General features: G+C 28.4%; 13 protein-coding genes, 2 rRNA genes, 1 other RNA gene and 1 riboswitch. Of the genes, 6 read left to right on the top strand and 10 right to left on the bottom strand.

The genetic code is table 4. The features are described 5' to 3' along the window. The first annotated feature begins 15 nt into the window (after positions 1-15). From MMOB_RS02745 to asnS, 5 genes are all read left to right on the top strand, one after another. Positions 16-873, top strand: a complete 858-nt coding sequence (locus MMOB_RS02745) for a GIY-YIG nuclease family protein (protein ID WP_011265023.1) — start codon at positions 16-18, stop codon at positions 871-873. Positions 874-962: 89 nt separating this feature from the next. Then, positions 963-1091: a hypothetical protein gene (locus MMOB_RS03715; protein WP_011265024.1), complete on the top strand. Its 129-nt coding sequence runs from the start codon at positions 963-965 to the stop codon at positions 1089-1091. 197 nt (positions 1092-1288) lie between these two features. Then, a complete protein-coding gene (locus tag MMOB_RS02750) occupies positions 1289-1846 on the top strand; it encodes a hypothetical protein (protein ID WP_011265025.1) in 558 nt (185 codons plus the stop codon). 217 nt (positions 1847-2063) lie between these two features. Then, positions 2064-3644, top strand: coding sequence for a protein kinase domain-containing protein (locus MMOB_RS02755; protein ID WP_011265026.1), 1581 nt, complete (start codon positions 2064-2066; stop codon positions 3642-3644). Positions 3645-3743: 99 nt separating this feature from the next. Next, positions 3744-5087 carry an asparagine--tRNA ligase gene (gene asnS / locus MMOB_RS02760; RefSeq protein ID WP_011265027.1) on the top strand — a complete coding sequence of 448 codons (1344 nt, stop codon included), beginning with the start codon at positions 3744-3746 and terminating at the stop codon, positions 5085-5087. A gap of 580 nt (positions 5088-5667) precedes the next feature. Here the strand turns inward: asnS and MMOB_RS02765 are convergent. From MMOB_RS02765 to MMOB_RS03635, 6 genes are all read right to left on the bottom strand, one after another. Continuing rightward, complete coding sequence (locus MMOB_RS02765; protein WP_011265028.1) at positions 5668-6159, bottom strand: lipoprotein 17-related variable surface protein; 492 nt, start codon at positions 6157-6159, stop codon at positions 5668-5670. Positions 6160-6386: 227 nt separating this feature from the next. Further along, positions 6387-6762, bottom strand: a transfer-messenger RNA (tmRNA) gene (gene ssrA, locus MMOB_RS03595). A 164-nt stretch (positions 6763-6926) separates the two neighbouring features. Then, on the bottom strand, positions 6927-7457 hold the full coding sequence (locus MMOB_RS02770) for a lipoprotein 17-related variable surface protein (RefSeq protein WP_011265029.1): 531 nt from the start codon (positions 7455-7457) through the stop codon (positions 6927-6929). Between the two features lie 143 nt (positions 7458-7600). Next, entirely contained in the window at positions 7601-9463 is a 1863-nt protein-coding gene (locus tag MMOB_RS02775) for an ABC transporter ATP-binding protein (protein WP_050707644.1), read from the bottom strand. A 1-nt stretch (position 9464) separates the two neighbouring features. Beyond that, positions 9465-11267, bottom strand: coding sequence for an ABC transporter ATP-binding protein (locus tag MMOB_RS02780; protein WP_011265031.1), 1803 nt, complete (start codon positions 11265-11267; stop codon positions 9465-9467). A 63-nt stretch (positions 11268-11330) separates the two neighbouring features. Then, positions 11331-12023 (bottom strand): hypothetical protein, encoded by a 693-nt coding sequence (locus tag MMOB_RS03635; RefSeq protein WP_041362965.1) that lies wholly within the window; start codon positions 12021-12023, stop codon positions 11331-11333. A 22-nt stretch (positions 12024-12045) separates the two neighbouring features. Then, positions 12046-12136, bottom strand: a riboswitch (TPP riboswitch). A 75-nt stretch (positions 12137-12211) separates the two neighbouring features. On the opposite strand from MMOB_RS03635, the gene MMOB_RS02790 reads away from it, so the two are divergent. Further along, a complete protein-coding gene (locus MMOB_RS02790; RefSeq protein WP_011265033.1) occupies positions 12212-14920 on the top strand; it encodes a hypothetical protein in 2709 nt (902 codons plus the stop codon). A gap of 92 nt (positions 14921-15012) precedes the next feature. On the opposite strand, the gene MMOB_RS02795 is transcribed toward MMOB_RS02790, so the two are convergent. From MMOB_RS02795 to recA, 4 genes are all read right to left on the bottom strand, one after another. Further along, a 23S ribosomal RNA gene (locus MMOB_RS02795) occupies positions 15013-17931 on the bottom strand. Between the two features lie 304 nt (positions 17932-18235). Beyond that, a 16S ribosomal RNA gene (locus MMOB_RS02800) occupies positions 18236-19751 on the bottom strand. The 16S and 23S rRNA genes sit together here, the layout of an rRNA operon. A 302-nt stretch (positions 19752-20053) precedes the next feature. Beyond that, positions 20054-20851, bottom strand: a complete 798-nt coding sequence (locus tag MMOB_RS02805; protein ID WP_011265034.1) for a TIGR00282 family metallophosphoesterase — start codon at positions 20849-20851, stop codon at positions 20054-20056. Between the two features lie 40 nt (positions 20852-20891). Further along, positions 20892-21887, bottom strand: coding sequence for a recombinase RecA (gene recA / locus MMOB_RS02810; protein WP_011265035.1), 996 nt, complete (start codon positions 21885-21887; stop codon positions 20892-20894). Between the last annotated feature and the right edge of the window lie 26 nt (positions 21888-21913).

Genomic DNA, 21913 nt, shown 5'->3' on the forward strand with positions numbered 1-21913 from the left:
GGACTAAAGTATTTTATGGACCAAATAAAAGCAAGAACAATTGAAATTTTTCTACCAACAGGAGATTCCAAAGAAGTTTCTCAAGCAATAATTACAAATGAATCTATTAAAATAATATATATTTCAAAATCGGAAATAGAAAATCAAAAAAAGAGAATTAGTAAAATTCAGGGGTGTTATATATTGGTAGGAAAAGATGATGATGGGAGTGATTTAGCTTATATTGGGCAAACTGAAGACTTTTTTCAAAGATTAAATTTACACAAAAAAGAAAAGGAGTTTTGAGATGGTGTATATGTAATTCAAAATTCTTCAGATTCTTTTGACCAAGCTCACCTTAATTTTCTAGAAAAATTAATGATACAAGAAGCAAAAAAAGTGAAAAATTACAAATTAGAAAATGTAAAAGATGGAAATAATTTTTCGATTTCAGAGTCTAAAGAAAATGAATGTTATTTGTATTTTTCAACTATTAAAACTTTATTAAAAACACTTGGATTTGATTTATTTGTGCCTAATGTTGAAGAATTTGAAATAAACGAAGAAAATAAATTTTATTTTAAGGAAAAAAACAATAATTTTAGCGGTGAGGCAATATTTGAAAATGACAAATTGATTGTTCTGAAAAATTCAATTGTTTCAAATGAAGAAAATGTCAAGGATAATTACATTCAATATTTAAAATTTAGGAATAAATTAATTAATGAAGGTGTTATTCAAAAAAACAATGAAAATCTTATTTTTATTAAAGATTATCCTTTCAATTCTCCTAGTGTTGCAGCAGGTGTTATTTCTTTAAAAAGTAAAAATGGATGAGAGGTTTGAAAAAACATAGAAGGTGAATCATTAGATAAAAAATATAGACAAAAATAAAACAAAATCTAATTGAATTAATAAATTGCATAATGATTATTAAAATCAAAAGTAATTTAAGAATATAATTTATATAAAGGGAGGTAAATATGAATTCAAAAAATAACCAAAAGAGTAATGTTAATAACTCAAATAAAACAACTCCAGATAAAAATAATACAGATTATAAAAATAAAATTGACAACAAATCAAACCAAAAAAATCCTAATAAAAAATAAATTTTAATTTAATTAAATTTATTTAACTTTATATTTTTAAAATTTATATACATGTTGTATATAAATTTTCATTTTAAACCAGAAAATGAATTTTACTTATTGTATACTCATATTTTAAAAATACCCAAATATGATATATTTATTAAAATATAATCAAAATATGATATATTTATTAAAATATAATGTAAAAGGAATATATGGTAAATCACACACAAGTAAATTCAAGCAATTCACATCCTATAAATAATGTTATAAGTTATAATGATAGAAGAAAATCAACTAAACTTTTAAGAATTTCAATTATAAGTACAATTTTTGCTATTTTAACAATTGTATTTTCAATTTTAGCTTCTCAAAATTTATTAGTAATTTTTAATTCAGGAATAAATACAGGAATAAGGAATTTATTTGATTTTATTGGAAATATGCCAGCTATTATTAGTGGTGCTACTACAGGTAATCTTAATATTCCTAATATTCCTGATGTAAATGCTTTATTAACTTTAATAACAAATAATATTTCTGGAATTATTTCTGGATCAATATTTGCAATTTTAGGAATAATCTTTTTTATAATCTTTTTTATTCAATGAATTATTATTGTTATAAAAATCTTTATAACTCGTTGAGATTTAAAATGAGCTAGAAGATGAAGACTTTTATTTGGATTTCTTTCACTATTAATAATTTTTTCTATAAGTGGAATTATTTATGCAAGCTTAATAAAACTCCTTTCAAGAAAATTGAATAGTTAATTAAATATTGCTTTAGGCAATATTTTTATATTCCGATAAAGTGCTTATTATTTAAGAAATACTATTTTAAAATTTATGAAATGAGCAAAAATGTTTTATCATTATATTTAATAAAAAGTAAAAACAAAATATTTATTATTTCAACAAAATTAGTATGTAAAACATTAAATATAAAAGTTAAAAGATAATATTATCAAACAATAAGGGAAAATAAATTATGATAAAAAAAATTTCTAACGATGCTACATACGAAATTTCATCAATTTTTTGTGGTGATAAAAATGAATTTTTTGAATATAAAACTCTCTCAAAATTATTTGAATTTTTCAATCATTATTTCAATATGAACGACTCTATAAATTTTTATACAGCAATATCTAGGAAAAATTATGTTAATGATAAATTAAAATGGTTAATTGAAAAAGATAAAATTAATGAATTTTTTGATGTTATTCTTAGTGTTGAATATATACAAAAAGAAGAAAAAGCATTTGAAATATCTGATACTGAAGCATTTGAAAAATCAAAAAAAATTCTTATTAAATTGAACAATATTTTTAAAAAAGATTTTTATTTAATTGTTAAAAAAAATAATAAATTTTATTTAGAGCATAAAAATGATGAATTAGTTACTTTAGGTTCAGGAGGGTTTGCTGAAATTTTTAAAGTTAACTCTTCTGGAAGAATTTTAAAAAAATTAAAAAAAGAATTTTGATTAGATAATAAAATTGTAAGTAGATTTAAAAGAGAATTTGAGATAATGAAAGATATTCAAAATATAGATGGAATTATTAAAGTTTTTGATTTTTCCTCATCTGATAATAGCTATACAATGGAATTTGGAGGAATTACCCTTTATGAACATGTTGAAAATAATAATTTTTCTGAAGAAATTAAATTAAAATATGTTGAAAAAATTTTGAATATAGTTTCAGAAGTTCATAAGAGAAAATATATTCATAGAGATTTAAGTCCTTCAAATATTTTTATAAATAATGAGAATATTAAAATTGCAGATTTTGGCTTAGGTAAAAATATTGATTTATTAAAAAATCATTCGCACAAAACAAATAGTACAAAAGATTTAGGACAAATGTATTATTGTGCTCCTGAACAATTAAAATCTTTAGGTGATGGAACTGCTAAAAGTGATGTTTTTTCTTTAGGTAAAATAATAAATTTTATTTTTAATAAATCGCCTCAGGAAAACGAACACATTTTGAAAAATTTAGTAGAAAAATCTACTATAAACGAACCAGATAAAAGATTTTCTGACTCAACAGCGATGCTTTATTCTTTTAAAGATTCTCAAGACCTTTCAAAATATAAAAAAATTAAAGAAATTGCTTTGGAAAAAATTAAAAATTCAGAATTTGATGATAATGTTAAATTTTTTATCGATTTTTTATCCACGGAAGAAATTTCAAAATATTTACTCAATAAAGAGTATCTTATTGATATTAAATTAGTTAATAGTAGTCTTTTAAAGTTTATGAATTTAAGTGAAAATAATGCTTTAAAAATAATTAAAGGAGTTGAAATGAAATATAAGAAACTATGTGAAATAGTTTCAAAAAGAGATAATGTTAAAATATTCGATTTATATGATAATTTCGCTCTTTTTTCTTACATTATATTAAGTGAAAAAGAGGGTTTGTTTCCACTAGAAGTAAGAGAATATGCTGCAAACATATTGAAATATGTAGCATTTGATGTATGAAGATACAAAGCCCAGAATTTTATAGAGGAATTAAAATTTAATGATATTGATGAAACAACAAAAAATTTATTAAATTAAATTCAATTGAAATTTTGATAGAATAATTTATGAGTAAAGATTTGCTTGATTCGTTTCATTAAGTAATGCTTAAAATAATTATCTATAAGGGGGTATTAAATGACAAGTATTAAACACTTGCTAATAAATGCAAAAAAATATGATCAAAAAGAATTTGAAATTAAAGCGTGAGTTGCTTCCAATCGTGGAAATACTAATATTAGATTTGTTGAAATTAATGATGGTTCTACAATTAAAAATTTACAAGTAGTAATTAAAAAAGAAATAATGAGTTTTTTGGAAGTTGATAAAATTAGACTTGGTGCTGCAATTCATGTTAAAGGTGTTTTAAAATATACTCCAGGTATGGCTCAAGAAATTGAATTAAATGCTGATAAATTTATTTTATTAAAAAATACAGATGAAGACTTTCCAATTCAAAAGAAAGAAACTTCTTTAGAAGCATTGAGAGAAATTCCACATTTAAGACACCGTACAACTACACTTAGAGCAATTATGTTAATTAGATCAACACTTGCTTTAGAAATTCATAAATTTTACAATGAAAGAGGATATTTATGAGTATCTTCACCTATAATTACAGGTAATGATGGTGAAGGTGCTGGCGAATCTTTTGTTGTTGATGATGAATCTAAAGATTTTTTCTTTAATAAAAAAGCAACATTAGGAGTTACTGGACAATTGCATGCTGAAGCCTATGCTTTAGGTTTTAGTAAAGTTTATACTTTTGCCCCTACTTTTAGAGCTGAAAATTCTAATACAACTAAACATGCAGCTGAATTTTGAATGATGGAGCCGGAAGTAGCATTTTTTGATTTAAAAGATCTTATTAAAATGTCAGATGATATGTTAAGACAAGTAATTAAAAGAACAGTTGAAGCTCATCCACATGAATTTGAGTTTTTTGAAAAAAATAAACCTGGTTTATTAAAAAATTTAAACTTATTTTTAAATAATAAATTAAGCATTTTAGAATATCGTGAAGCAATTAAAATTTTAGAAAAAGTTAAGGATAGATTTGAAGATAAAAATATTTTCTTTGGAAAAGATTTAGCAACTGAACATGAAAAATATCTTGCTGAAAAACACATTCAAGGTCCAGTAGCTGTTATTAATTATCCGAAAAGTTTTAAAGCATTTTATATGTTCCAAAATGAAGATAATGAAACTGTTGCTGCTTATGATTTACTTGTACCAGGTATTGGTGAAGTAATTGGTGGTTCTAAACGTGAAACAAGATATGAAAAATTAGTTCAAAGAGTAAAAGATCTAAAAATAAATCAAGAAGATTTACAATGATATTTAGACTTAAGAAGATTTGGTCAGGCTTCAAGTGCAGGTTTTGGTTTAGGTTTTGAAAGATTGATTATGTACATTACAGGTACAGAAAACATTAGAGATACAATTCCATTCCCAAGAACACCTAAAAACATGAAGATGTAATAATTGAAAAATAATTTTTTAAATCTATTTTAATTTAAATGTAATTAAATTTTCTTAAATATAAAGATTTGAATTCTGTATAAAGCATTTAATGATTTCGGTTTTATTTTTTTAATTTATCTGTATTTCTAAAACTCAATTTTGATAATTAAAAAAAGCAATCTTGTATTGCTTTTTTTAATTAGTTTGGATTTAAAATATTGCTTATCTGCTATTAAATTATTGTGTTTTGCTTTTTATTATTTTTAATAATCAAAAGCAAATAAAAATTCTTATGGAAAAACTTTAATAAATAAATTAGCAACTCAAACTGCTTTTTATTATAATAGCTGTCTTACAATTTTGTTCTAATCTTTTTTTAATTAATATGAATTAAAAAAAGATTTTATAGAATTGCTAATAATTAATTTATTTTTTTATTCAATCTAATTCAAAAGAATTTTTCAAAATACACTATTATAATATCTCTAAAATACTTAAAAAATTTTACTAAAAAATAATAGATTCTAGCTATAAAAAAATCAACAAAAAAGTTGATTAAATTCGCATTTTGATTGATTTTTTATTAAAGATTTATTTTTTAAACTTGAGCCATCTTAAATCCTGAAACAATAGTTGGAACAGGAACAGTGACACCATCATATGTAACTAATAAACTTACAACTAAAATACCTGTTGAATCATCTGCTGCTTTAAAATTTGGATTTGTTAATAACATTGCATCTAAATTTGCTTTTTCTAAAAGTTTAAGAGAAAAAGTAAGTGTCCCTTTATTTTCTGGAAGTGTAAAAACACCAGGTGTTTTTACAAATGTAGCAAGATTAGCACTTGTTACTTGAGAAGGCAATGTATTTGCAAAATTACCTTGTTTTTCTAAACTAGATAGTTGTGGATTTGTAGCAAGGGTAATTCTAATAAGTGCTTGTCTTTCAGTGATTTGTTCTTGTGTTAATCCACAAGCAACAACAGTTGCCATTGGAATTGCAACTATAGAAGCCGAACCAATTCCTAATATTATTTTTTTGATTTTCAATATAATTTTAAAATCTCCTATTTTTTTATATTTTTTCATTATATATTAAAATATTTTATTTTGCACAATTAGCAAAAAAAGTATAAATTTTATGGTAAAGATCCTTAATATAGAAAATATTAAAAATTAATATTAAACTATTTTGTTTGTTTTCATATTTATTTTTCATTTTGAAAATATATTAATGCTCATAAATAAATTATTCAATTTATATTTCTTGGCTAATTTAATAAGAAAATAAAAAATCTTGAAAAGACATAAAAAAATGGTGGAGATGCCGGGAGTTGAACCCGGGTCCACACATAAAATTTAAGAGACATCTACAGTTTAGCTAAATTTTGATATTAATATAAAATCGAAACTTAACTAAAAACATTTATATTAACTAATTTTTTATTCGGTCTTATTTAATTAGATCATAAAACTATATTTGCTAAACAACACTTATAAATGTAGCAACACCACTTAGAAGCGACTAATTTTTAATTAAGCAAAAACTAGATTTGATTGTGAAGAACTCATTAATAAAGGAGAAACTTCTAATTGTTTTTCTTTTCCGTTTGAAAAAGCCTAGTGGTCTTATACTCTACCATAGTACTGCAGTCTAATAAACCTTATGCATGTCAAATCCATTACACCCCCATTAATTTAATTTTATCATTATTTAAATATAAATAATAAAGTAAACATCAAACAAAGAATTGTTTAAAGTCTACAATTGAATAATTTAAAGTATATTTTTTAAAAAATTTAGTAATGAAGCACAAATTATCTTGCTAACGAAATTTTTGAAAATTACTAATTATTTAATTGCTTGTACCAGGTGTTGATGAAGTAGTTGGTGGTACTACTGGTGGTACTGGTGTTTTTTTCAATTCAGAAATGAAAATAGGAAGTCTAGTAGAAATTCCTTGGTATGTTGCATAAAGATTAATTGTTAAAGTTCCATTTGTATCATTTGCTATATCTGTTTGTGTAAAAGATGGATCAAATCATTTAGCATGTTCTATTTGTCCTGGAGTTATTAAACCAAAAGAAAAAACAATATTACCTTTATTATTTGGAAGTATAATATTTTTTGGTAATTCAGCAATAGTGTTTACATTACTTGCTGTAACCTGTGTAGGTAATAATTCTTTTCCTGCAGCAGTAGCAATAAATCTATCACTTATACTAGATTTTGCAATAGCTTCTCCGATCATTTCTATTGTATCTAAAACTTGATCTGTTGTTGGTGTTGTAGTTGTTGTAGTCGCTCCACAAGCTACAACAGCTGACATCGGGATTGCGATCATAGTTGCTGATCCTAATCCTAAAAACATTTTTTTATATTTCATAACTATTTTGATATTCTCCTAAGATTATTTATTTTGAAGTAAATTTATTTGAAAACTCACTTTTACATTTTAACACATTAAACATGTCATAAAAATTAAGACTTTGAAATATTTTAAAAATAAATATCTTTAAATTAATAATTCTATTCAAATTCTTCCATTGAACGGGCTGAAGTATACATTTTGTAATAAAATCCTTTATCTTCTAGTAATTTAAGATGGTTTCCATGTTCAATAATTTCGCCATTTCTTAACACTAAAATTTGATCAGCATTTTTAATTGTACTTAAACGGTGAGCAATTACAAATGAAGTTTTATTTTCCATTAGTTTTAACATAGCATCTTGAATATCTTTTTCAGTTTTTGTATCAATACTCGAAGTTGCCTCATCTAAAATTAAAATATTTGCATCTCTTAAAACAGCTCTAGCAATTGCTAATAGTTGTTTTTGACCTAAACTTAAATCTTCAGCCTCAGGTTTAAGCATTGTGTCATAACCATGTTCTAAGCTTCTAATGAAGTGGTCTGCATTTGCTACTTTAGCAGAATTAATAATTTCTTCCATAGTTGCATTTGGTTTACTTAATTTAATATTATTAGCAACAGTATCTTCAAATAAGAATGTATCTTGAAGCACAACACTAACATTTTCTCTTAATGAAGATTTTGTGATTTGTTTAATTGATTGATTATCAATTAAAATATCTCCATCTTCAACATTATAAAATTTTGTTAATAAGTTAATAAAAGTTGTCTTTCCACTTCCTGTTGGACCAACAATAGCAATTGTTTCCCCTGGATTTGCTATAAAATTAATATTTTTTAAAACAGGGGTTTTACCATCATAAGAAAAATTTAAGTTTTTAACTTCAATTTTTCCTTTAATGTTTTTTACTATAATATTTTCTTCTTCTAGATGTTCACTTGGTTTAACTAAAACTTCATGAAATCTTTTTGTTCCTGAAATTGCTCCTTGAATAATATTTAATAATTGAAATAATTGAAAAATTGGATTTGTAAAATTATTTAAAAATAAAATGAAAATTCCGATCAAAGAAATTGTTTCGCCAGGATTAGTTGCTCCATTTGGGTTTAAAGTGGAAACTGCACCACCAAATTCAATGTTGTTTAAAGCAAAGATAATTGCTAAAGCATAGGCCAAAATTTGCAAGAATGAAGCCATAAATAAGTTCCATGGACCTGTTAGTCCTGAAATAATTTGAGAAGTAGCATTTGCTTTAATGATTTTATTGTTCAAAGTATCGAAACTTGCTTGTAAGTAAGATTTTTTATTAAAAGTATTTGTTACACGATGAGCTGAGATCATTTCTTCAGCAAATCCGTTTAATTCTCCAACTCTTTGTTGATTTTCATTAAAATAAGGCTGTGATTTTTTAACAGCAATAAATACTGCTCCTAGCATTAAAGGTGAAAGCCCAAACACAACTAAAGCAATATAAGGACTAAAGACAAACATTGCTATTAACATTGAACTAATTTGTAAAGTAATTGTAATAAATTGAGTAAAGTTTTGACTTAAAGCTACAGTAACATTGTTTGTATCATTTGTTAATCTAGACATAATATCACCTGAAGAGTTTTGATCAAAATAAGATAGTTTCAATACTTGAATTCTTTTAAATAAATCACTTCTAATAGCATTTCCAACTTGTTGAGCAATTTTAACCATAAAAACGGTTTGTATAGTTGAAAATACTAAACTAATTAAATAAGCAATTAACAAAATTCCTAAATAAAGCGAAACTAAAGCAAAATCAACCGAAGATCCTGGTAATTTTAATGATTCACCAATTACTTTGAAAACAAAATAAATTCCAACAATTGCACCTACATTAATTAGAGCAAATAAAACACTTAAAACAATAACAATTATAAATTTAGTTTTATAAAAAGCAATGTATTTAAATAAAATAGCTAAACTTTGCATTAAAGTTAATTCTTCTTTATTTTTAATTTTTTGTTTTTTTAATTCTTTTGAAGTCATATTATAGCACTCCTTTCGTTTGTAGTGTTTCATCAACTTCTTGTTGACCTAGTTGGAAAACTGCTGTTTCATAATAGAATTTGCTGTTTTTTAATAATTCGAAGTGTGTCCCGCTAGAAACGATTTTTCCATCATCTAAGACAAAAATTCGGTCTGAATCTTTAACAGAATTAATTTTTTGAGAAATAATAATAATTGCTGCATCAAAGTTTTTAGCTATATTTTCCTGAATTTCTTTTTCGGTAAAATTATCTAAAGCAGAGGTTGACTCATCTAAAACAAATAAATTAGCCTTTTTTGCAAAAGTTCTAGCAAGTGCCATTCTTTGTTTTTGACCACCACTAAAATTATTCCCTCTTTGTTCAACTCTTGCTTCTAAGATTTTTTCTTGTTTTTGAATAAATTCTCAAGCTGAAGCAATTTTTGCTGCTTTCACAACTTCTTCTTCATTATTTAAATCATTTAAACCAAAAGCAATATTTGACTTAATTGTGCCAGAAAAAATAGATGGTTTTTGAGTTGCAATTGAAATATTTTCATTTAATGATTCTCTTGTAAATTCTTTAATGTTTATATTATTTAAAAGAATTTCTCCATTTGTTACATCATAAGACCTTGTAAAAAGATTAACTAAAGTACTTTTTCCGCTTCCTGTTTTACCTACAAATCCTATTTTTTCATTTGGATGAATTTTAAAATTTATATTTTCTAGAACATTAGCAGCTTTTTGAGAATAAGCAAAATTTACATTTCTAAATTCAATCGTTCCTTGTTTCAAAGATTCTGAAACATTTCCGTAAGAAATAGTTGAAGTTTGAAAAGTAACATCATTTATTCTTAAAATTGAAGGTATTCCTCTTCCTAATTGAGCAAAAACAGCAATTGAAATTAATAAACCAAATAAAACTTGTTGTAACACTTGAATAAATGGTAATAGACTGCTTAATACTTCAATATTTCCACTTAATAATGGAGAACCGCCCATTCAAATAACTGCTAAAGTTGTAAGTTGAAAAATTAAAGTTGCAATTGGAGAAATTAATCCTAAAGCACTATAAGCTTTTGTTGAAGTATTTGTTAATTCATAATTTTTTTTACCAAAATCAATTTCTTGTTTTTTATGTAAGACAAAACTTTTTACAACTCTTACTCCTAAAATATTTTCCCTCATTGCTTTATTAACATTGTCAAGATCAGGTTGCAATCTTTTAAATCAAGATTTTGTTCTTAAAATAATGCTAGAAGAAATGATTAAAATTAATGGGATTGTAATTAAATAAACTAAAGATAATTCTGGACTAATAATTAAAGATGAAACTAATCCGCCTATAAACATAAAAGTCCCTCTTGATAAAAATCTTGCAGCAAAAGATAAAGCTTCTCCTACAACAATTGTGTCATTAGTAATTCTTGTAATTAAAGAAGAAGTTGTGAATTTATCAATATCTTGTTGTGACATGTCTTGAATTTTTTTAAACATTCTAGATCTCATTTGAGCAATAAAAGTAGTTAAAGATCTAATTACTAAAATTGTAGAAAGAGCTCCAAAAATAAAAGAAATAATTGTTGCTAAAATGGAAAGACCAATATTTAAAGCTATCATTGAATTTAAATGATTTACATCTATTCCTATAGCTAATGTTGGATTTGCCAATGCAAGTTGAATCTTCCCAAAATCATTCAATATAAATTCTAGTAAAAAAGGTAAAACAAAACCAGCTGCTGTTTGTAATAGAACAAAAAAGATTCCAATTAAAACACCGACTAATTGTTTCCCTCTTAAAAAGCTAAAAAATCTAATCATATTTTTTCCTTAAATGTATATAAAGTTTTGTAAGTTAAAAAATTATAACACTAAAATAAAAAACTAATTATTTCATGTTTTTAATAAAGAAAGTTTTCTCAAAATAATTGGTTGTAGTTTATGTGAAGCAAAAACCAGTGGAACTAAAAGTAAAAATAATGTTGACAAACCTACAAGATTGAATAACCAAATATATGCATGAACTCCACCAGGAAAAGATGTTGGCGTAAAAACAGAGAAAAAAACATAGCCTGAAATAGCATGTGACATTCAAGTTAAAATCAATGCACAAAATCCTATGGTAATTTTAATTCAAATTTTTGTTTTGTAAAAAATACCTAAAAAAGCAATTGAAATTAAAGGAATAAAATAATCAAGAAAATAAATTCCTATTGCTTTATCAATTTCACCAGGAAAAATAATTACACCGGAAGCAAAAATGAAAGGTAAAGATGTTGCAAAAACTAATAAATAAATTAAAATAGCAAAAATACCTATTTTAAATCCTAATACTAATACACCAAAAATTAAACTTATTTGAAGAAAATCAGCAATTCCTGCCCCGAAAGGTAATGAAGGAACAAGATATTCAAAAGCTGCAACCAGTAAAAGAATTGCCAGAAAAAAAGAAATATAAACTATCTCTTTTACATTTGGAAAAATCTTTTCAAAAAGTAATTTTTCAGGTTTTTCATAAAATTTTGTAGATTTATTTGAAGATGATTTATCTTCTTCAAAATTTAAGTTTGTTTTCATGAAGCCTAATTTCTGCATGAAACTTTTTTGAATAGAAACTCCCTACGATAGTATTAACTAACAGGTTTAAAGGGTATTTCTCAACCGCATCAGCAGTACCCCTGTTCCATGCATAATTATTATAAACTTTTTGTTAAACAAATTTAGTTTTTTGAAAAAAAGAGTTATTTAATAGTTGAGGTAGGAAAATGAAGAAAAAGAAATTAAAGAAAAAAACTCTCTTATCTTTAGGGAGTGCTGTATTAGCAACTGGAATTATTGCTATTATTCCTATTGTTTTAATTAGCAACAAAAACCAAAAAATAAAAGAGAATTTTGTTAGTAATTCTAGTTTTGAATTAAGTCCAAAAGAAATCGAGGCAATTAATAAAATCAAAAAATTGAGTTTCAAAAATCCAAATATTACTTTTGAAAATCTTAAAAATCTTTCTAATAGAAGAATAAATAACGAAATAGATTTAAAAGAAATTGATAAAAAATACGAAATAGTTTTAGAAAAATTAGTTTTTTTAGAAGATATTGAATTAAGTAAAGTTACTTTAAAATTTACAAAACTAAATTCAAATGAAAACGAAAGTAAATCAAGTATTGAAAAAGATTTTTTAATAAAAAAGAGTCCAGAATATTTTTTTGATAATAATGAAGAATTTGAAATCTTTTTTGAAAAGGAGTTTTTTTACGATTCGAATAATGTGAATTTAAACTCCTTAACTGAATTGGTTAAAATAAATCAAAACAATAACAAATATAAATATAGTGTTTCGAAAATTCTTTTAAAGAATAATAAACTGGTAGCCGAAATTAAAAAAACAAGTGACAATAACGAGAAAGAAATTTTATATAAAAAATTAAAAAATGTAAAATATAATTCTATTCAGTTATTAGAAAATTATGAAAACATCTTCAATAAGATTAAATTCATTGAAATAAAAAACAATAATTTTTTTCAAACAAATCTTGATCAAGCTAATTCTTCGCATATAAATATTTCAGGATTAGAAAAAGGAATTAATTACTTTACAAAAAAATTAATAAAAATATCCAAAAACATTTACAAAATAAGTTTAGTCATTCATGATTCAAATAGAAACAATTTTATGGAAAAAGAAATTTCATTTTTTAATAACAATATTATAGATATTTTTGATAATCAAAAAAGCATTAAAACATCTTTATCTAAAGAACAATTTCTAAGTGATTTTTGATCTTTTGAAGAGAATTTAAACTATTTGGAAAAAGATTTTAATAATTTGAAAAAAGTGTCCATTTTCAATGATTCTGATGAAAATACTTTAATTGTAATGAAAGATTCAAAAAGTGAAATTAGTAAATTATTTAAAGTTGAATTTTCACCTATAAAAAGTGATAATAATGAAAGTTTCCAAAAATATTTTTCACATATAAATAGTGCTCAATTAGTTAAAGAATATGAAAATCTTTTGTCAATAGAGGAAATTAAGGATCTTATTAAAAAGAATCAGACAAAACTTAAAAAGATTATTAAATTGAATAACTTAGGAAATGATGAATTTATAGATTTCACTATAGATGAAATCTATAATTCAAGAGAAAATAATACAAAAATTTTAGTTTCTATTTTTAACAAAACAAACACATCAAGCAAAATTCAAAAAGAAATAGTACTATACAAAATTACTCCTATAAATACTTATGTTCAAAATAAAGTAAATGATTTTAAGAAAAATATAATCTTTAATAGTAATGAATTGAAAAAAATGTCTTTTGAAGATTTAAAAGAAGTATGATTTAGAGAAAATAGAAATGAGTTTTTCAATAAATTATTAAAAATTGATTTTCCTATGCATAAAAACATTCGAGTTTATTTTAATAATATGATTTTTAAAGGTAATGAAAATAAAAATGTGGAATTTAGAATTAATTTAGCTTATGATTTTGAGTTTGATTATTTTGATTTAGCAAAAATTGACTTTGAAATGAAACTAGTTGTAGAAAATATAGCTTCCATTTCAGAAATATACTCTAAAATATTAAATGATTATCATCAAAGAATTTGAATTAATTCTCAAAATTTATTAAATTTCTCAAATTATAATTTTTATAAGTTCACAAAAGAAGATCTTATTGATAAATTTAACTTCATCAAAAGCGAATTAGTTTTAAACAATAACCTAAAATTTGAAATTTTAAAATTTGAAAGAGATCTAAATGATAATAAGTATAAAATTGAAACTGACTTGATTCTAGAAAATATTAAGAAAAGTATGAAGTTTGAAATAACTACATTACAAGTTCCAAGAGAAACTATTTCAAATTTTTTATTAGAAAATGGAGTTAGAATAAATCTCTTATTTAAAAGGAATTTCCAAATAGAAGGAAATGATGGGTATGTTATTGATTCTAGCAATATTCCCTATGAAAAATCAACGATTTCAATTCCAACATATGTTAATGAAATCAAAGTCATTGGAATTGAAAAATTTGCTTTTTTTAACAAAAGGATAAAAAAAGTTTACTTAGGAGCAAATTTAGAATTTATCGGGAAATCTGCTTTTGAAAAAAATGAAATTGAGGAATTAACAATTCCGGAAAAGATTACAAAAATTCAAGAGAGAGCTTTTTCAAAAAATAAGATATGAGCTATTTCTTTTACTGGAAAATCAATTGCAATTCAGGAAAATACTTTTAGTTTTAATGTAGTGGAAATTTTGAAGTTAAAAGGTATTATAAACTTTAATAATTTCAATATAAATAATTTTCAGGAAAATAAAATTCAATATGGGTGATTTTTTGTGCCTTTATTTAAAACTTCAATTAGAATAATTTATCATGAAACAAATAATGACACTCATACCAAAATAATTAATTCAATTAAAAAATTTTCAATAAATCAATGAATCGAAACTAAAATTTATTAAAAAAAATTCACTCTTGGTGAATTTTTAAATTAGTTTCTTTCAAAACTGAATAGCAATTTATGGACGTTATAAATTTAATACCTTAGAAAAAAGTTATTAAACCTATCAATTTATTAGTATTGGTTAGCTAAATGTATCACTACACTTACACACCCAACCTATCAACCTTATAGTCTTTAAGGAATTTCAAGGGAATATTAATCTTTGAGGAGGCTTCCCACTTAGATGCTTTCAGCGGTTATCCTTTCCATACTTAGCTACCCAGCTATGCTTCTGGCGAAACAACTGGCACACTAGAGGTATGTCCACTCCGGTCCTCTCGTACTAAGAGCAGCTCTCATCAATATTCCAACGCCCACACCAGATAGGGACCGAACTGTCTCACGACGTTCTGAACCCAGCTCGCGTGCCGCTTTAATTGGCGAACAGCCAAACCCTTGGAACCTACTTCAGCTCCAGGATGCGACGAGCCGACATCGAGGTGCCAAACCTTCCCGTCGATGTGATCTCTTGGGAAAGATTAGCCTGTTATCCCCGGGGTAACTTTTATCCGTTGAGCGACGGCCATTCCACGATGAACCGCCGGATCACTATGTCCTACTTTCGTACCTGCTCGACATGTACGTCTTGCAGTCAATCACACTTTTACCATTATGCTCTTCACATGGTTTCTGACCATGCTGAGTGTAACTTTGAACGCCTCCGTTACTCTTTGGGAGGCGACCGCCCCAGTCAAACTACCCACCACGCACTGTCCCCCAGCCAGATAATGGCTGCAGGTTAGAAATTCAATTTAACAAGGGTGGTATTTCAAAGGTGACTCCATAGAAACTAGCATCTCTACTTCAAAGTCTCCCACCTATTCTACACATGTTAAACCAAATTTCAATACGAAGTTATAGTAAAGCTCCACGGGGTCTTTTCGTCTAGGTGCGGGAAGACAGCGTTTTCACTGCCACCATAATTTCACCGAGTCCAATGTTGAGACAGCTGAGAGATCATTACGCCTTTCGTGCACGTCAGTAATTAGCCGACAAGGAATTTCGCTACCTTAGGACCGTTATAGTTACGGCCGCCGTTCACCCGGGCTTCATATCACTGCTTCATCTTGCGACTAACAGATTAACTTAACCTTCGGGCACTGGGCAGGCGTCACCCTCTATACATCATCTTGCAACTTAGCAGAGAGCTGTGTTTTTGGTAAACAGTTGCCCCTCACATTTTACTGCGACTTAGTATACAAATTTTTACAAATTCATACCTAAGTACCCCTTCTCGCGAACTTACAGGGTCATTTTGCAGAGTTCCTTAACATTGGTTATCTCGCTCGCCTTAGAATACTCATCTTGGGAACGTGTGTCCGTTCTTGGTACGGGTTCCATAGTTTTATAACGCTAGAAACTTTTCTTGGAAGCATGAAATCATACAATTGTTACTTGCCGAAGCTTTCACTATACGTCATATCTTAAAGTTATGCTATAGGGATTTTCCTCCATAGCCTTCTTGATATTTATACCACAATCCGATAAGTGGCCGCATTATCCTTCTCCGTCATTTCATCACTTACTAAGGAAGTACAGGAATATTAACCTGTTATCCATCGACTACGCCTTTCGGCCTTGCCTTAGGCCCCGACTAACCCTGGGTGGACGAACCTTGCCCAGGAAACCTTTCCCAATAGGCGTCAAGGATTCTCACCTTGAATCGTTACTCATTCCGGCATTCTCACTTCTAAGCGCTCCAGCAGTCCTTACGGTCTACCTTCATTGCCCTTAGAACGCTCCTCTAACGTGTGCAAAAGCACACCCGTAGCTTCGGTATTGTGTTTAGTCCCGTTAAATTATTGGCGCAAGATCTCTTGACTAGTGAGCTATTACGCACTCTTTGAATGATGGCTGCTTCTAAGCCAACATACTAGTTGTCTGTGAAATCTCACAACCTTTCTCACTTAACACAATTTTGGGACCTTAGCTGACGATCTGGGTTGTTTCCCTCGCGAATATGGACGTTATCACCCATATTCCGACTGCATGACAATACATACTGGTATTCGGAGTTTAATTATAGTCAGTACGGCTAGGCGCCGCCATTCCACATTTAGTGCTCTACCCCCAATATTTAACATCACACGCTAGCCCTAAAGCTATTTCGAGGAGAACCAGCTATCTCCAGGTTCGATTGGAATTTCACCGCTACCCACAAGTCATCCGAGCACTTTTCAGCGTACTTCGGTTCGGTCCTCCACTTAGTTTTACCTAAGCTTCAACCTGCTCATGGGTAGATCACCTGGTTTCGGGTCTATGCCAACATACTAATCGCCCTATTCAGACTCGATTTCTCTTCGGCTCCGCTTTTTTCCGCTTAACCTTGCATGTTAACATAACTCGCCGGACCATCCTGCAAGATGTACGCCATCAGCCATTAACGGCCTCTGACTAATTGTAAGTAAGTGGTTTCAGAATCTATTTCACTCCCCTCCCGGGGTTCTTTTCACCTTTCCCTCACGGTACTTGTTCACTATCGGTGTCTGGTTAGTATTTAGCCTTACCGGGTGGTCCCGGCAGATTCAGACAGGGTTTCTCGTGCCCCGCCCTACTCAGGATACAATCATTAGTTTTATATATTTCGCATACGGGAGTATAACCTTCTATGCTTGACCTTCCCAAGTCATTCTGCTATATATAAATTTTGTAACTAAATGTAGATTGTCCTACAACCCCAACAAATGTTGGTTTGGGCTCTTCCGCGTTCGCTCGCCGCTACTTACGGAATCATTTTAATTTATTTTCTTTTCCTATTGCTACTAAGATGTTTCACTTCGCAACGTATAACTCTAATATTCCTATGTATTCAGAATATAGTAACTAGACATTACTCTAGTTGGGTTTCCCCATTCGGACATCCCCGATTCATAGCTTATATCCAGCTCCTCGAGGCTTATCGCAGGTAATCACGTCCTTCTTCGTCTTCCAGACCCAAGGCATCCACCACAAACTCTTACTTATTTAATAACTTCTTGTTTTATGTTTTTTTGAGACCTAATTGTTCTTCTTAATTTGTATTTCTAAGGTATCTTATTTTTAATTGGATCAGTTACTTTTATTCCATTTTAAACCTATTTAAAATGGACGTTATGTAAACTTCTTGAATATTGATAATTCAAATTTTAATTGCTATTCAGTTTTCAAAGAACTAATCTGAGAGATTATTTTTTTCTTGATCTCTCAAAACTGGATATAAATCTTTTGTATTTTAAATATTGTGAAAAATATTTTGTCATTTCTATCAATAAAGATAGATCTATGCACTCCGTAGAAAGGAGGTGATCCATCCCCACGTTCTCGTAGGGATACCTTGTTACGACTTCACCCCAGTTACCAGTCCTGCCTTAGACAGTAGCCTCCGAAGTTAACTATCCGGCTTCGGGCATTACTAGCTCCCATGGTGTGACGGGCGGTGTGTGCAAGACCCGAGAACGTATTCACCATGACGTAGCTGATTCATGATTACTAGCGATTCCGACTTCACGAAGTCGAGTTTCAGACTTCGATCCGAACTGAGACTAATTTTTTGTGGTTTGCTTAATGTCACCATTTTGCTTCACTTTGTATTAGCCATTGTAGCACGTGTGTTGCCCCACTCGTAAGAGGCATGATGATTTGACGTCGTCCTCACCTTCCTCCTGGTTACCCAGGCAGTCTCTCTAGAGTCCTCAACTTAATGTTAGTAACTAAAGACAAGGGTTGCGCTCGTTGCTGGACTTAACCAAACATCTCACGACACGAGCTGACGACAACCATGCACCATCTGTTATTCTGTTAACCTCCAGTATGTCTCCATACCTTTGCAAAAAATGTCAAGAGTGGGTAAGGTTCTACGCGTATCTTCAAATTAAACCACATGCTCCACCGCTTGTGCGGGTCCCCGCCAATTCCTTTAAGTTTCACTCTTGCGAGCATACTACTCAGGCGGATCATTTAATGCGTTAGCTGTGTCGGTGAGTTCCCCACCAACTAATGATCAACGTTTACGGCGTGGACTACCAGGGTATCTAATCCTGTTTGCTCCCCACGCTTTCGTTCCTGAGCGTCAGTATATGTCCAGTAAGCTGCCTTCGCCATTGGTGTTCTTCCATATATCTACGTATTCCACCACTTCACATGGAATTCCGCTTACCTCTACATAACTCTAGTTTACCAGTATCCAAAGCGGGCTGGTGTTGAGCACCAGTATTTAACTCCAGACTTAATAAACCGCCTACGAACGCTTTACGCCCAATAATTCCGGATAACGCTTGCGACCTATGTATTACCGCGGCTGCTGGCACATAGTTAGCCGTCGCTTTCTGATAAGGTACCGTCAAATCTAGAGCATTTCCTCTCTAGGGTTTTCTTCCCTTATAACAGAAGTTTACAATCCGAAGACCTTCATCCTTCACGCTGTGTCGCTCCATCAAGCTTTCGCTCATTGTGGAAGATTCCCTACTGCTGCCTCCCGTAGGAGTCTGGGCCGTATCTCAGTCCCAGTGTGGCCGTTCGGCTTCTCAGCCCGGCTAAATATCATCGTCTTGGTAGGCCTTTACCCTGCCAACTAACTAATATTCCGCATCCCCATTTTTTGGTGGAGCAAACGCTCCTTTTATATTAAAGTCATGCGACTAAAATAGTTATTCGGTATTAGCTGTTGTTTCCAACAGTTATCCCCATCCAAAAGGTAGGTTAGATACGTGTTACTCACCCATTCGCCACTAAGAACAAGTTCTTCGTTCGACATGCATGTATTAGGCACACAGCCAGCGTTCATCCTGAGCCAGGATCAAACTCTCAAAAAAATTAACGTTATTCCAAATTAAAGGAATTGTTTTGTGTGATTTATATCCAGTTTTCAAAGATCAATGTTTGTTTGTCTAAATGTACTCTTAATTTTAAAATTCAGGTACTAATTTAGTATACACACAAAAATTTTATTTTTTAAAAATTTTTTTGATTTTTTATTTTCAATATTTTTGACAATATAAAAGTCCTTAAAAACCAAAAGTTATAAAATTTTTGCTCTATATTTATATCATATATTTTAGTCTTTAGAAAAAAAAATAGATATTTTTGCTTTGATAGCAAAAATATCTATAAACATCTATTCATTTACAATAATAATTTCATTTTTCATGTTTCTATTTAGTTTTACAATCACTCCATTAAAACTACTATTATTTTTTGAAACTTTAAATTTGTCAGAAGAATTGAATCTCATTTTATTATATACTTCTTCAAAATTTGCTCCGATTGCTGCATTTTTTGGACCTGTCATTCCTGCATCAGAAATATAGCAAGTTCCTTTTGGCAAAATTCTAGCATCATTTGTTTGTACATGAGTATGAGTTCCAACTACTGCAGAGACTTTTCCATCTAAATATAATCCCAATACGTTCTTTTCACTTGTAGTTTCTGCATGAAAATCTATAAAGTGAAAATCATCTGTGGGATTTTCTAAAAAAGGATCGATTGCATCAAAAAAATTATTTGCATATTCTTCTTTTCAGGGAGATAACAATTTATTAAAAGTAAGTCCCATTAAAGAAGTAACTCTTAATTTAAAATTTTTAACTCGAAAGACTCTGCTTCCTTTTCCAGGATAATGATTTTCAATATTCAATGGTCTTATCATATCCTCATTGTCAATAAAATTAAATATTTCTTCTTTTGCTCAAACATGATTCCCAAAAGTAAAGGCATTTACTCCCAATTTTTTGAGTTTTAAATAGTCGTTATGTCTTATTCCTTTTCTTCCTGATACATTTTCACATTGAGCAATTACAAAATCATAGTTATATTTTTTCTTTAACAAAGGTAAAAAATCTCTAACAGATCTAATTCCGGGTTCTCCAAAAACATCCCCAATAAATAAGATTGTTAATTCACTATGTTTATTCATGTTTTATATTTTAACTTATAATTTTGATCTTGAAATTATTTTATAAAATTGAATTAACATTTTCCTTTGACAAAGCACTAATTACTTTGGTTAAAATTTCACTATAAAGTGCTTCATTTTTTTCAAGCAAATCTTTCAAATTAGATTTTCCTTGAGCAATATTTTGATCGTTGTAATAAAATCAAGCACCTTTTCTTGTAATAATTTTTAAATTTTCAGCAAATTCTACAGCCTCACTTATTTTACTTATTCCTTTTGAAAAAACAATTTCAGTAAAAGCTTCTTTAAATGGTGCTGATAATTTATTTTTTACAACTTTTATTTTAATATTATTTCCGCTTATAACCTCACCTGTAGAAACAGAACTAACTTTTCTTACATCTAATCTAATTGAAGAATAAAATTTTAAAGCTCTACCCCCAGGAGTTGTTTCGGGATTACCAAAAAAAGTTCCAATTTTTTCTCTAATTTGATTAATAAAAATAACTGTTGTTTTCGATTTATTTAAAGATCCTGTAATTTTTCTAAGAGCTTTTGACATTAATCTAGCTTGGGCACCCATTACTTGGTCTTTCATTTCTCCATTCAATTCTACTTCAGGAACAAGTGCAGCAACAGAATCTACTACTATTAAATCAATCGAACTACTTTTTGCAAGAATATCCACAATTTCTAGAGCTTGCTCGCCAGAATCTGGTTGCGATAGAATTAAATTATCAATGTTCACTCCTAAATTTTTAGCATAATTTGGATCTATAGAATGTTCAGCATCAATAAAAGCAGCTACACCACCACTTTTTTGAATTTCAGCAATTGCATGCAAAGCAATTGTTGTTTTACCAGAAGATTCTGGACCATATATTTCAATAATTCTTCCTTTTGGAAATCCATTTATCCCTAAAGCATGATCAATAGCTAGTGATCCTGTAGAAAAAATTTCCACATTCAAATCTTGCTTTGATCCTAAAAGCATAATCGATTCTTTACCAAATTTTTTTTCAATTTCCATTAGGATGTTTTTTATTTCTTTTTCCATATTTTCTTACCTCATTTACAAATAAC

It is taken from the genome of Mycoplasma mobile 163K (assembly GCF_000008365.1).
Lineage (GTDB): Bacteria > Bacillota_I > Bacilli_A > Mycoplasmatales > Metamycoplasmataceae > Mycoplasma_J > Mycoplasma_J mobile.